10 protein-coding genes are annotated in these 12,915 nt (G+C 70.7%); 6 read left to right on the top strand and 4 right to left on the bottom strand.

All coding sequences use genetic code 11. The features are described 5' to 3' along the window. Positions 1-59: 59 nt before the first annotated feature. Together OG588_RS07285 and OG588_RS07290 are read right to left on the bottom strand one after the other, a co-directional pair. Positions 60-602 carry a SixA phosphatase family protein gene (locus OG588_RS07285; RefSeq protein ID WP_405946570.1) on the bottom strand — a complete coding sequence of 181 codons (543 nt, stop codon included), beginning with the start codon at positions 600-602 and terminating at the stop codon, positions 60-62. Beyond that, on the bottom strand, positions 599-1,363 hold the full coding sequence (locus tag OG588_RS07290; RefSeq protein WP_405946571.1) for a hypothetical protein: 765 nt from the start codon (positions 1,361-1,363) through the stop codon (positions 599-601). Before OG588_RS07290 ends, OG588_RS07285 begins: the two co-directional genes overlap by 4 nt. A 181-nt stretch (positions 1,364-1,544) precedes the next feature. Here OG588_RS07290 and OG588_RS07295 point away from each other — a divergent pair, with 181 nt between their 5' ends. Continuing rightward, the gene (locus OG588_RS07295; RefSeq protein WP_405946572.1) at positions 1,545-2,366 is read left to right on the top strand and encodes a carboxypeptidase regulatory-like domain-containing protein; all 822 of its coding nucleotides are present in this window, start codon (positions 1,545-1,547) and stop codon (positions 2,364-2,366) included. Position 2,367: 1 nt separating this feature from the next. Here OG588_RS07295 and OG588_RS07300 read toward each other — a convergent pair whose 3' ends face one another. Further along, on the bottom strand, positions 2,368-3,246 hold the full coding sequence (locus OG588_RS07300; RefSeq protein ID WP_405946573.1) for an alpha/beta fold hydrolase: 879 nt from the start codon (positions 3,244-3,246) through the stop codon (positions 2,368-2,370). A 161-nt stretch (positions 3,247-3,407) separates the two neighbouring features. Between OG588_RS07300 and OG588_RS07305 the strand changes: the two genes are divergently transcribed. Continuing rightward, positions 3,408-5,387: a BTAD domain-containing putative transcriptional regulator gene (locus OG588_RS07305; RefSeq protein WP_405946574.1), complete on the top strand. Its 1,980-nt coding sequence runs from the start codon at positions 3,408-3,410 to the stop codon at positions 5,385-5,387. A gap of 13 nt (positions 5,388-5,400) precedes the next feature. On the opposite strand, the gene OG588_RS07310 is transcribed toward OG588_RS07305, so the two are convergent. Further along, entirely contained in the window at positions 5,401-7,359 is a 1,959-nt protein-coding gene (locus OG588_RS07310) for a hypothetical protein (protein ID WP_405946575.1), read from the bottom strand. A gap of 193 nt (positions 7,360-7,552) precedes the next feature. Here OG588_RS07310 and OG588_RS07315 point away from each other — a divergent pair, with 193 nt between their 5' ends. From OG588_RS07315 to OG588_RS07330, 4 genes are all read left to right on the top strand, one after another. Beyond that, complete coding sequence (locus tag OG588_RS07315; protein WP_405946576.1) at positions 7,553-8,548, top strand: LacI family DNA-binding transcriptional regulator; 996 nt, start codon at positions 7,553-7,555, stop codon at positions 8,546-8,548. 202 nt (positions 8,549-8,750) lie between these two features. Next, the gene (locus tag OG588_RS07320) at positions 8,751-10,595 is read left to right on the top strand and encodes a right-handed parallel beta-helix repeat-containing protein (protein WP_405946577.1); all 1,845 of its coding nucleotides are present in this window, start codon (positions 8,751-8,753) and stop codon (positions 10,593-10,595) included. A gap of 81 nt (positions 10,596-10,676) precedes the next feature. Beyond that, positions 10,677-11,096 carry a CoA-binding protein gene (locus tag OG588_RS07325; protein ID WP_405946578.1) on the top strand — a complete coding sequence of 140 codons (420 nt, stop codon included), beginning with the start codon at positions 10,677-10,679 and terminating at the stop codon, positions 11,094-11,096. Between the two features lie 160 nt (positions 11,097-11,256). After that, a complete protein-coding gene (locus tag OG588_RS07330) occupies positions 11,257-12,894 on the top strand; it encodes an APC family permease (protein WP_405946579.1) in 1,638 nt (545 codons plus the stop codon). Positions 12,895-12,915: the final 21 nt, after the last annotated feature.

The following is a 12,915-nucleotide window of genomic DNA, read 5'->3' on the forward strand; positions in this document are numbered from 1 at the left end:
GCCGACTCCCCTCGGCTCTCCTCGCGAGTTCCTCCAAGTCCCTTAGACACAGCCCCACTTCACGTCTTCTTGCCCCTAGGTACGGTCACGCCCGTCAGCAGGGCCGTGCCCGGGGCGAGGTCCCGCCAGGTGTTGCCGTGCCAGGCCAGGACCGCGATCGCCGAGGTCGGGAACTTCGCGCGGACCTCGTCGAGCGCGTCGTCGAGGCTGTCGCCGGCGAGCTCGAGGACCAGGTCCTCCAGGCCGGGGTTGTGCCCGATCAGGAGCAACGTCTCGACCTCGGGCGGTACTTGGTGGACGGCGTCGAGGAGTTCCGGTACGTCGGCCGCGTACAGGCTCGGCTCGTACCGGACCGGCGGTGGGGTGCCCCACTCGGCGGACGCCAACTCCCAGGTCTGGCGGGCCCGTACGGCCGTGGAGCACAGGGCGAGGTCCGGCAGGGAGTCGGTCTCGGCGAGTGCGATGCCCGCGGCCGGGGCGTCGCGGCGCCCGCGCGGGGCGAGGGGGCGCTGGTGGTCGGGAACTCCCTCCGGCCAGGCGGACTTGGCGTGCCGCAGCACGACCAGGCGGCGCAGCGGGCGGGCACCGGCGCGGGCGTTCACGCCAACGACCCGATGTCACGGGTGAGTTCGAGCCCGAGGAGCCGGTCGGCGTAGGCGTACGTCTCGAAGCGGGCGCCGTCGGGCAGGTCGGGCCAGGTCTCCACCCGGCGCAGCACCCGCAGCACCTCGGGCACGTCCAGGTCGTCCTCCCAGGCCGTCCGCAGCTCCGCGCGCACCTCGTCGGGCACCGGCCGCGAGGGCTGCCGCGCCCAGTCGGCGACCGAGCCACGCCAGTGCGCCAGCGTCCCCCGCGCCTCCTCCAGTACCTCCGCGTCGAGCCGTACCGGCAGGTCACGGGGGTGTGAGAGCAGGGCGAGACGGAGCGCGGCCGGGTCGGAGAGGTCCGGGGCGGAGGTCGTGGGCGCATCGGCGGGGGCTACGGCCACCAGGACTCCCCCGGTCGGCTCGGCGCCCTCGGCCGCCACATGGAGGACCTGGGCCTCGCCGAGTCCGGAGCCGAGGTCTCCGCCGTCCTCGAAGGGCCGTATGCCCAATGCCCTTGCCGCGGCCCGGAGTTCGGGCTGCTCGTGCTCGCCGGTGAGCAGTGACCAGACGGGGGTGCCGCCGAGTTCGAGGGCGCGTACGAGGAGATCGGAGAGGAGGAGGACTCGTAGTGTCGTGGGAGTCAGGCCCGACGCATGCGCCTCGACCCTGGTCAGGCCACGGCGGGCGGGGGCGGCTTCGACGGACTCGCCGGTTCGGGCGTCGGTGATGCGCAGCACGGCCTGAGCGTAGGCGGGCGGAGGGCCGTACGCATGCATGTTCGCTCTGTTCCGGACGAGCCGACGGGATTCACCCCGGTCTGTCCGGCGTGCCGGGGTGCGCGAGCCCGCCCGCGTTCACCCGTTCGCCCATCCCGCCTTTCGCCGAGGCCGGTGGGGCGTGTGGGGTGGGAGATGCCCCGACCAGCACCCCGGACGAGACGACCCCCGGAGACTCCCGATGACCGACCGCGTGTTCCCCTGCCGACCCTCGTCGCCGACGCCCCTCCAACGGCGGCTGGTCCTCCTGGCCGCCGCGCTCATCGCCGGTACGGCGCTCCTCCCGCCCGGTATCGCCGCCGCCGCGCCGCTCCGCACCGACTCCTGGGAGGCCTCCGTACGGGCGCTGGGCGGTGGGGCGACCATCGTGCCGGGGCGGTCCGGGCTGGTGCGGATCAGCGGGTACAAGGGTGCCGCCCTGCCGGCCGGGTCCTCGCTGCGGCTGACCGCGCCCGTCGGGGCCCGGGTCACGGAGACGCCGCTCGCCGACGCCGGGGGGTTCCAGGGCTCGGTGACCGCCGACGGTACGAGCGGCTCGTACACGTATGTGCGCGACTCGGCTTCCGGTTCGTGGAAGGACGGCGGCTATCCGTTCGTCCTCACCGTGGACGAACGGGCGGTGCCGGGGACGCGGCTGCCCGGGTGCGCCGTCGTGCTGACCGACGCGGGTGGAGCGCGCCGGGCGTCCGGCAGTTGCGCCGTGACCGTCGGCATGCCCGGGCCGACGCTGACCGAACCGGCGGGCGGCACTTTCGTGTCCGGTGCGGCGCGGCTCGCCGGGACCTCCTATCCGGGGGCGCGAGTGAGTGTCGTGGACGCCACCGAGCACAAGGTCTGCGCGGGTGTCGCCCGCATCGACGGCACCTGGTCGTGCACACCGGACACCCCGCTGCCGGCCGGCGCCAACCGGCTGCACGCGAGTGCCGTGTTCAACGGGGTGTCGGCGGTCGGCGAGGACGTCGACTTCACGGTGACCGCGCATGAACCGGACGCGGCCCACTGATTCATCCCGCGAGCAGCTCCCGCAGTGTCTTCGCCACGACGGCCGGGTCCTCCTCCGCCATGAAGTGGCCGCAGGTCACGGTCGCGTGCCGCAGGTCCGGTGCCCAGGCGCTCCACAGTGCCGCCGCGTCGAAGCCGAGCGCGGCGCCCCAGTCCTGCTGGAGGACGGCGACCGGCATCCGCAGCCGGTTGCCGGTGTCGCGGTCGACCCGGTCGTGGGTGACGTCGATGCCGGCGGAGGCGCGGTAGTCGGCCACGATCGAGGGGACCGCGGCGCGGCAGGCGTCGAGGTAGGCGGCGCGGAGGTCGGCGGGGATCGCGGACGGGTCGTCGGTCCAGAGGTCGAGGAAGTGACCGAAGAACGCGTCGGGCGCGGCGGCGATCAACTGCTCGGGCAGGCCCGGCGGTTGGGCCATCAGGTAGAGGTGAAAGCCGACGGCGGCGGTGACGCCGCGCAGCACGTCCCACATGTCCAGGGTGGGGAGTACGTCGAGGCAGGCGAGGTGGGTGATCGTGCCGGGATGGTCGAGTCCGGCACGGAAGGCGACCAGCGCGCCGCGGTCGTGCCCGGCGAGCGCGAAACGGTCGTGGCCGAGCGCCTGGGCGAGGGCGACGACGTCCGCGGCCATGGTGCGCTTGGCGTAGCCGGAGCCGTCGGTCTCGGCGGGCTTGTCGCTCGCCCCGTAGCCGCGCAGGTCGGGGCAGATCACCGTGTGGTCGGCCGCGAGGTCGGCGGCGACATGGCGCCACATGAGGTGGGTCTGCGGGAAGCCGTGCAGCAGCACGATCGGGCTGCCGGAGCCGGACACGGCCGCGTTCAGGGAGACTCCGTCCGCGACGGGGACGCGGTGGTAGGTGAAGCCGGGGATGGTCGATGGCATGGAGCGCTCTTCCTTCGTGCGGTCGTGACGGGTGTTCGGGCGGTCCTGGCGGGGTTTCGTGGAGTCGTGCCGGATGCCTCCGAGCCTGCCGCGCCCCGATGAGCATCGAGTGAGCGCGCTACCGTGACCTGGGGCGATGCCTCGGAAAGGGGTGGTCGGCGATGGAGGTCGGGTTCGGGGTGCTGGGGCCGGTGGCGGCCTGGGACGGTGCCGGGAACGCGATCGCGCTGAAGGGGCCGCGGCACCGGGCGGTGCTGGCCCGGCTGCTCGTCGCCCGGCGTCGGGTCGTACCGGTCGGGCGTCTGGTCGAGGATCTGTGGGCGGACCGTACGGAGCCGCCCGCCGACGCGGTGGGCGCGGTCCGCACCTTCGTGGCCGCGCTGCGCCGGGCCCTGGAACCGGAGCGCCCACCGCGAACTCCGGCCCGGCTGCTGGTCACCGAGGGCCCGGGATACGCGCTGCGCGCCGGGCCCGGGGCCGTGGACGCCTGGCGGTTCGAGCGGGCGGTGACCGACGCTGCGACCCTGCCGGCCCTGGATGCGCTCAACCGGCTGGAGGAGGCGCTGAGTTGGTGGCGGGGCCCGGCCTACGCCGACTTCGGCGACGCAGCCTGGGCCCGCGCGGAACGCTCCCGGCTCGCCGAGCTCCGGCTGCACGCCGTCGAGCGCCGGGCCGAGGCCCAACTCGCCCTGGGCCGGGCCGCCGTGGCGGTGCCCGACCTGGACGCCCACGTGGCCGAGCACCCGTGGCGCGAGGACGCCTGGCGCCTGCTGGCCCTGGCCCTCTACCGCACCGGCCGCCAGGGCGACGCGCTCGCGGTGCTGCGCCGGGCGCGCACCCTTCTCGTGGAACAACTCGGCACGGATCCGGGCCCGGCGCTGCGCCGTCTGGAGGCGGACGTCCTGGACCATGCCCCGCATCTGGACCCCGGTCCCGGTGATCCGGCGGAACAGGTGTGGGCGCAGGCGGCCGCCGCCTACGACCGGACGGTGGCACCCGGCGCCCGTGCCCGCCTGGAGTCGACGGTGGGCCTCCTCCGCGATCTCGCGGTGACCGGAGGCGGCGGCCTGGAGGCGGCCCGTCGGCACCGCACTGCGGCGATCACGGCGGCGCGGGATCTGGGCGACCCGGAACTCACCGCCCGTGTGATCGGCGGCTACGACGTCCCCGCGATCTGGACCCGCGTCGACGACCCGCACCAGGCGGCGGACACGGTGGCCGCGGCCGAGCACACCCTGGCCGCACTCCCACCGGACGCCCAACTCACGTCACGGGCCCGCCTGTTGGCCACGATCGCCCTGGAGTCACGCGGCACCCGCTCCGCACGTGGACTCCAGGCCGCCCGTCAGGCGGAGGACATCGCCCGCAGGCTGAACGACCCCGCGCTCCTGGCCTTCGCCCTCAACGGCACGTTCATGCAGACCTTCCACCGCGCGGGCCTGGCCCCGCAACGGGACGAGATCGGCGCCGAGTTGGTCGCCCTGTCGGCCCGGCACGGCCTGGTCACCTACGAGGTGCTTGGGCATCTCGTACGGCTCCAGTCCCGCAGCGCCCTCGCGGACTTCGCCGGAGCCGACGCCCACGCGACGGCGGCGGACCGGCTGGCGGACCGTCATGAACTGCCGCTGGTGGGCGTGTTCACCCAGTGGTACCGGGTCCTACGACGCACCTCGACCGGCAGTCCGCATCCCTCCGAGGTGGCAACCGCCTACCAGGACGCGGCACTTCGGCTGGACGGGGCCGGTATGCCCGGGCTGGAGCGCGGGCTGCTGCCGCTGGCCCTGTTGTGCCTGCGGCTGCGGAGCGGGCAGCCCGCCCAGACCGACGAGCACATCGACTGGGGACCGTACGCACCATGGGCCCGCCCGCTGGTACTGCTGGCCCACGACCGTCCCACCGAGGCCCGGGCGGCGCTGAGTTCGCTCCCGGACCCGCCCCGCGATCTCCTCTTCGAGGCCCTGTGGTGCCTGGCCGCCCGTGCGGCTCTCGCCGTGGGCGACCGGGGCACGATGGAGCGCGCTCTCGCCGAACTGACGCCCGCCGCAGCCGAGTTGGCCGGGGCGGGCAGCAGCCTGCTCACCCTGGGCCCGGTCGCGCAGTACCTCGACAGCCTCGCCGTCGCGCTACGGAGCCCTCGGTGAGCCGGTGTTCGCGTCAGTCCGCCACCTGCACGACCGCCGTCGCCCCCGCCCGTACCGTCGGCGTCGCGTACGTGTAGGTCACGCCGTTGACCACCTTGGTGCGCACGTGTTGCTGGACGCCGTTGATCTTGATCTTCTTGTGGACGCCGGGGAAGCGGGCCTCCCAACTGTAGGAGCCCTTGCGGGAGTTGTTCGTCAGGGTGGTCCTGGTCGCGCCGTCGTGGCGGACGGTGACCGTGCCGGTGCCGATGGGGACGTCGGCCGCCTGGAGCCACTTCATGCCGGACGGGAGCTGGGACTGGGTGGTCACCTTGTGGTCGGGCGCGTCCGGGGTGATGCCCATCAGGCCCTGGACGGTCTGGCTGACCAGGGTGAACGACACCTCGGGGTAGTCGCCGTTGGGGCCCTGGCTGGAGTTGATGTGCTGGATCTCCCGCTCGCCGTAGATCTTCTTCATCCACTGCCAGGCGGTGTCGGCGCGGTTGTTCTTGAAGAACATGTCGGGGAGGTAGGTCGTCGACTCGATGTTGGGCGAGCCGTCCGGGCCCAACTCCTGCGCCTGGATGTAGTCGAGGTACGCATCGTTGCGCGGGCCGGGGTCGATGATCTGCTTCATCGGCATGAAGACGCTGTTCTCCTTGCCCCAGCCGGTGACCGGGGTGCCGGAGGTGGTGTACGCGCGGACCATGTCGGCGCCGCTGCCGGTGCCGCTCCAGTCGTCGTTGAAGTACGTCTGCAGGTCGGCGGCGCGCTTGTCGTACGTCTTGGCGAGTTCGGTGTCGCCCTTGCCGTGGGCGAGGACGGCCATCGCCAGGTACGCCTGGTACTCGGAGGCGATGCCGTCCCCGGCCTCGGCGAGACCGTCGCCGTCCTGCTCGTTGTAGCTGGCGGCACCCTGGAAGATGCCCTGGCCCGTGCCCTCGGCGACCTTCACCTTGCCGTTGTCCTTGGCGGAGTTGTGCAGGTCGATGAACTGCTCGGTGGCGTGCCGGTAGAAGTCCCACAGCACCGGGTCGTCGACATATCTGCGGTCACCGGTCCAGAGGTAGGCCTGGGCCGCCTTCTCGACGAGTTCGAAGGTGGCCGGCACCTCGCGGACGAAATTGTCCGGGCTCTTGTAGTCGATGCTCAGGTAGGTCTTCGCGTCGAAGTTGAGAGACCACACCGGGAAGTACTTGTGCTCGGCGGTGGCCGACGCCGCGTACGAGCGGAGCATCGTCTCGTTCTCGGCGTCGAGGCCGATGAGGTGGGCGCCGGCGAGCTGGTGGGTCATGTCGCGGGAGTAGTAGGCGCTGCGGTTGGCGTATCCGGCCCAGTAGGTGGGCTCGTACGTCGCACTGCCGGTGCCGCCGGTCTGGTACTCGTCGACGTTCACCGGGCCCACGGTGCCCGGGAGTTGGACCCAGCTGTTGGCCTTCTTCTGGGCCCAGTCGAACATCGCGACGACCTCGGGGTCGGACGAGGTCACCTTCGGATCGGCGGATGCGGCGGGCGAGATCATCAGGTCGTCGGCGTTGACCCAGGCACTGCCGGAGCCGAACTCGATCTGGAGCCGGTCGCCGGTCCTCAGCGCGACGTCGCTGATGGTGTACCGGGCGTAGCCGGGGTGCTGCGGCAGCGTGATCGTCTGGACGGTCTCGCCGTTGCGCCGGATCGTGTACGTGCCGCCGGTGCCGGCGCTGCCGATCCACGCGGAGAAGTCGTAACTCCCGTTCCTGGGCGCGACGACGGTCAGCTGGGCGCTCTTGCCGGCTCCGGCGTCGAGGTAGAGGAAGCGTTCGCCGCCGTGCCTGTTGCCGGTGCCGACGCCGGCCCCCGAGGTGAAGGTCCAGCCCGTGCCGCCGTTCTCGAACCCCGGGTCCGGGATGGCGAGTTGGGGGCGGGGAGTGGCGGACGCGGTGGCCGACAGAGCGGGAGCCATCGGGGCGAGCAGGGCAACAGCGGTGAGCAGCATGAGCCTTGAGGGCTTCATCGGTTCTCCCGGTCTTCGGTCACTGCGGGGTGGGGGCCGCGTGGTGGCCGGAAAGCTAGCAGGGGCGGAAGTGGGGATTCAATGGTCATGCGCGAGAAACATGGAAGACACGCACTTCTGCTGCTACTTTGCACGGCAGGATGTGTTGAAAGTTTTCATCAGCTTCTTGCAAGTCCGGCTCGAAGGGAACCGTATGAAGGTCGGCATCACCGAGGTCGCGGAGCGGGCGCGGGTGAGCGAGGCCACGGTCAGCCGGGTCATCAACCGGCGTCAGGGCGTGTCCCGCAAGACCCGCGAGGCGGTCGAGCAGGCGATGGCCGACCTGGGCTACGAGCGCCAGACCCGGGGTCAACTTGTCGCGGTCGTCACCGAGTTGGTCTCCAACCCGTTCTTCGCCGATGTCGCCGAGCGCATCGAGTCCGTGCTCGCCCCGCACGGTCTGAAGACGGTCCTGTGCCCGTGCTTCCCGGGCGGGGTACAGGAGTTGGACTTCGTGACCTCGCTCGCCGACCGGGGCGTCGCCGCCGTGGTGTTCCTCTCGGCCAGCAACACCCTTGAGGGCGCGGACCCTTCGGCGTACGAACTGCTGCGGTCCCGCAGGATCCCGTTCGTCGGGATCAACGGTCGGTTCGAGGGGGTGAGCGAGGCGCCGGTCTTCTCCACGGACGACCTGCTCGCCGCCGAACTCGCCGTCGACCATCTGCACCGGCTCGGTCACCGCCGTATCGGCATGGCGTCGGGCCCGCTCGGCAACCGCCCCGCCGACCGCCGCGTCAGCGGCTTCGTCGCCTCGCTGGCCAGACGCGGTGTCGAGGACCCGGAGCAGTGGGTGGTCCGGCAGTCGTACACCGTCGAGGGCGGCCAGTCCGCCGCGATCTCGCTGCTCGGCCGGGGGGCTACGGCGATCGTCGCGGCGAGCGACTACATGGCGCTGGGCGCGATCCGGGGCGCGCGGCGACAGGGGTACGACGTACCGGGTGACGTGTCGGTGGTCGGCTACGACGGTTCCATGATCATGGACTTCGTCGATCCGCCGCTCACCACGGTCCGCCAGCCGGCCGACCGGCTGGCCTCGGAAGCGGGCCGCAGTGTTCTCGCCCTGGTCGGCAACCGCGATGTCCCCGTCGGCGAACTCCTCTTCGACCCGGAGCTGGTGATCCGCGCGAGCACGGGGGCGCCGAAGGCGTGAGGCGGAGGAGGGCATGAACCGGGTCCCCCTCGCTCGTCCGGACCATTGACCTAGAGGTCGGATCTAAGGACACTCCAGTCGGAGATCCGACCGGGCGATCGGCGGCAACTCCCCCTATTCATCGGGTGTTTCGCGACTCATGGTCGTGCATCATGAATGCTCCGGAGGGGCTATGTCTCGGTCTCGGTTCATGTTTGTCGGGGTGGCGCTCGCGCTGCTCGTGGGCGGCGGCGGTCCTGTCGCCGCCGCGCAGAGAACGACGCCGGTGGCGGTGGTCGACGTGGACGCGTACGGCGCCGACCCCACCGGCCGGACGGACTCCACGCCCGCCGTCGTCGCGGCGATACGGCACGCCAAGAGCGTCGATCACGGCCGGGCGGTCAGGATCGAGTTCTCGAAGGGGACCTACCAGCTCTACCCCGAGCGGGCCGAGACGCGGGAGCTGTACGTCTCCAACACCGTTGGCGCGGACCAGCGTTACCGGGACAAGAAGATCGGGCTGCTCATCGAGGACATGCACGACGTCACCGTCGACGGCGGCGGCGCGAAGCTCGTCTACCACGGGTTGCAGACGGCGTTCGCGTCGATCCGCTCGACGAATGTGACCTTCCAGAACTTCTCGTTCGACTACGCGGCGCCCGAGGTCATCGACGCGACCGTGGCCACCGCCGGTGTCACCGACGGCGCCGACGCGCACGCCTACCGTGTCCTGAAGATCCCGGCCGGCAGCCCGTACGAGGTGAACGGCACGCACATCACCTGGCTCGGCGAGAAGAGCCCGGCCACCGGACAGCCGTACTGGCAGGGTGTCGACGGACTTCAGTACACCCAGATCCACGACCCCAAGGCGCAGCGGACCTGGCGCGGGGACAACCCGCTCTTCAACGACGTCTCCTCCGTCACCGACCTCGGCGACCGCCGGATCCGGATCGACTACAGCACCGCGACGCAGCCGACGGACGCCGGGCTCGTCTACCAGATGCGGCTGATCGAGCGGACGGAACCGGGCGCCTTCATCTGGCAGTCCAAGAACGTCACGATGCGCTCGATGAACGCCTACTACCTCCAATCCTTCGGTGTGGTGGGCCAGTTCAGCGAGAACATCTCCATCGACAAGGTGAACTTCGCACCCGATCCGAAGTCCGGCCGGTCGACGGCCTCGTTCGCGGACTTCGTGCAGATGTCCGGCGTCAAGGGCAAGGTCTCCATCACCCGGAGCCTCTTCGACGGCCCGCACGACGACCCGATCAACATCCACGGCACGTACCTGGAGGTCGTCGGGCAGCCCGGGCCGAACACGCTCACCCTCGCCTACGAGCACCCGCAGACCGCCGGGTTCCCGCAGTTCGCTCCCGGTGACGAGGTCGAGTTCACCACCAAGCGCACGATGACCCCGGTGGCGAACCCGCACGCGAAAGTCACGGCGGTCGACGGACCCAGCGGCATGGACCACGACAAGCCGCTGACCACCATGACCGTCGCGTTCGACCGCCCGGTCCCGGCCGGGGTCGAGATCGGCGGCACGGTCGTCGAGAACATCACGGCCACCCCGTCGGTCGTCATCACCGGCAACACGTTCCGCAACGTACCGACGCGCGGCATCCTGGTCACCACCCGCAAGCCCGTCCTGATCGCCGGCAACCGCTTCGACGCGATGTCCATGGCCAGCATCTACGTCTCGGCCGACGCCTACCAGTGGTACGAGTCGGGACCGGTCGCCGACCTCACGATCCGCGACAACTCCTTCACGCGCCCGACCGGCCCGGTCATCTTCGTGGAACCGACCAACCAGGTCGTCGACCCGGCGAACCCGGTGCACCACAACATCAAGGTCGAGCACAACTCCTTCGACATCGGCGACGTGACGGTCGTCAACGCCAAGAGCGTCGGCGGCTTCACCTTCACCGGCAACACGGTCCACCGCCTCGCCGGACCGGGCGAACCGCCGTACACCTCCCCGCTGTTCGTCTTCCACGGCAGCACGGGCATCAAGATCGCCCACAACCACTACGACAAGGGCCTCAACACGTCCGTGGTCGAGGACTGAGCGAGGGACCGAGGAATCACGGCACTCCGCCCGCTGTTGTCCCGGACGGCAGCGGGCGCACGATTCCCAAGGAGGCAGAGCGTGTACGGCGACTCAGCAACGATCCGCAAGATCCTCACCGAGACCGGTGACACCTGGGCGGTCGTGGGTCTCTCCTCGAACCGGTCCCGCGCGGCGTACGGCGTCGCGGAGGTGCTGCGGCGTTTCGGCAAGCGCGTCGTCCCCGTCCACCCCAAGGCGGAGACGGTGCACGGCGAGCAGGGCTACGCCTCCCTCTCCGACATCCCCTTCGAGGTGGACGTGGTGGACGTCTTCGTCAACAGCGACCTCGCCGGCCCGGTCGCCGACGAGGCGGTAACCAAGGGCGCGAAGGCCGTCTGGTTCCAGCTCGGGGTGATCGACGAGTCCGCGTACGACCGGACCCGGGCGGCGGGCCTGGAGATGGTGATGGACCGGTGCCCGGCGATCGAGATCCCGGCCCTCGGCCGCAGCTCGGGCTGACAGGGTAAGAAGGCACCGTAAGAAGCCTGTGAGCATGACAAAGAAGGTCTCGAAGCCGAGTCAAATTTCAGGCAACAGACTTCTGTAAATATTCATTCATTCCTAGCCTGAGGCCTCCCGACCGTTAAGCATGCGTGCTGACTTCGAGAGGCCCCTTGACATGGTGAGCGTTGACCAGTCCGTTCCGGAGGCCACCAAGGATCCGAGCGGTTTGCGGAGGGACGTCGGCCTGATCGGGCTGATGTGGGCGTCGGTGGGCTCGATCATCGGATCCGGGTGGTTGTACGGCGCGCACGACGCGGCCATCCAGGCCGGTCCCTCGGCGATCATCTCGTGGGTGATCGGCGCGATCGCGATCGTCCTGCTGGCGCTGGTGCACGCCGAGCTCGGCGGCATGTTCCCGGTGGCGGGCGGTACGGCCCGCTACCCGCACTACGCGTTCGGCGGCCTGGCCGGCATGTCGTTCGGCTGGTTCTCCTGGCTGCAGGCCGCGACCGTGGCGCCGATCGAGGTCGAGGCCATGATCGGCTACGCCGGTCACTGGTCGTGGGCGAAGCACTTCCAGCACGCCGACAAGACCCTGACGACGAGCGGTCTGCTCGTGGCGGTCGTGCTCATGGCGGTCTTCGTCGGGGTGAACTTCTTCGGTGTACGGGTGCTGGCGCACACCAACAGCGCCGCGACCTGGTGGAAGATCGCCGTTCCGCTCGGCGCGATCTTCGTCGTGGCCGTGGGCAACTTCCACCCGGCCAACTTCCACTCGGAGAGCTTCGCGCCGTTCGGTGCCAAGGGCGTGCTCACCGCGATCAGCACCAGCGGCATCATCTTCGCGCTGCTCGGCTTCGAGCAGGCCATCCAGCTGGCGGGTGAGAGCCGCAACCCGAAGCGGGACCTGCCGCGCGCCACGCTCGGCTCGGTCGCGATCGGTGCCGTCATCTACGTCCTGCTCCAGATCGTGTTCATCGCCGCACTGCCGCACGCCGCCTTCGCGAACGGCTGGGCGCACCTCGCGTTCAAGGGCGACAGCGGCCCGTGGGCCGGCCTCGCGACCGTGGTGGGCCTCGGCTGGCTGGCCGTGGTCCTCTACCTCGACGCGATCATCTCCCCCGGCGGCACCGGCCTGATCTACACCACGGCGACCTCGCGGGTCTCCTACGGCCTGGCGAAGAACGGTTACGCCCCCAAGATCTTCGCGAAGACCGACGCACGCGGTGTGCCGTGGTTCGGCCTCATCATGTCCTTCGTGACCGGCGTGATCTGCTTCCTGCCGTTCCCCAGCTGGCACAAGCTGGTGGGTTTCATCACCTCGGCGAGCGTGCTGATGTACGCGGGCGCCCCGCTGGCGTACGGCGTCTTCGCCGACAAGCTGCCGCGCCTGGAACGCCCGTACCGGCTACCGGCCGGCAAGGTGATCTCCCCGCTGTCGTTCGTGGTCGCCAACCTGATCATCTACTGGGCCGGCTGGGACACCCTGTGGCGGCTCGGCGTCGCCATCATCCTCGGCTACCTGCTGCTCGGCACCTACGCCTGGTACGCCACGGCCAGCGAGGCACCCGACGCGCCCCGGCTGGACTTCCGGGCCGCGCAGTGGCTGCCGGTCTACCTGGTGGGCATGGGCGTGATCTCGTGGCAGGGCGGCTTCGGCGGCCAGGGCAACATCCCGCTGTGGTGGGACATCCTGCTCATCGCGGTCTTCTCGATCGGCATCTACTACTGGGCCAGGGCGACCTCGTCCACGGTCGAGGACATCGAGCGCAGCATCGACGAGGTCGTCATCACGGACGCACCCGCGCACTGACCCGACCCCTCCCCCGCCAAA

The sequence above is a fragment of the Streptomyces prunicolor genome (assembly GCF_045162825.1).
GTDB classification, from domain to species: Bacteria; Actinomycetota; Actinomycetes; order Streptomycetales; family Streptomycetaceae; genus Streptomyces; species Streptomyces prunicolor.

Excerpts from the sequence above, each read along its gene's own strand:
- OG588_RS07290 (WP_405946571.1), bottom strand. The coding sequence starts at position 1,363 with ATGCATGCGTACGGCCCTCCGCCCGCCTACGCTCAGGCCGTGCTGCGC.
- OG588_RS07295 (WP_405946572.1), top strand. The coding sequence starts at position 1,545 with ATGACCGACCGCGTGTTCCCCTGCCGACCCTCGTCGCCGACGCCCCTC.
- OG588_RS07300 (WP_405946573.1), bottom strand. The coding sequence starts at position 3,246 with ATGCCATCGACCATCCCCGGCTTCACCTACCACCGCGTCCCCGTCGCG.
- OG588_RS07305 (WP_405946574.1), top strand. The coding sequence starts at position 3,408 with ATGGAGGTCGGGTTCGGGGTGCTGGGGCCGGTGGCGGCCTGGGACGGT.
- OG588_RS07310 (WP_405946575.1), bottom strand. The coding sequence starts at position 7,359 with ATGAAGCCCTCAAGGCTCATGCTGCTCACCGCTGTTGCCCTGCTCGCC.
- OG588_RS07315 (WP_405946576.1), top strand. The coding sequence starts at position 7,553 with ATGAAGGTCGGCATCACCGAGGTCGCGGAGCGGGCGCGGGTGAGCGAG.
- OG588_RS07330 (WP_405946579.1), top strand. The coding sequence starts at position 11,257 with ATGGTGAGCGTTGACCAGTCCGTTCCGGAGGCCACCAAGGATCCGAGC.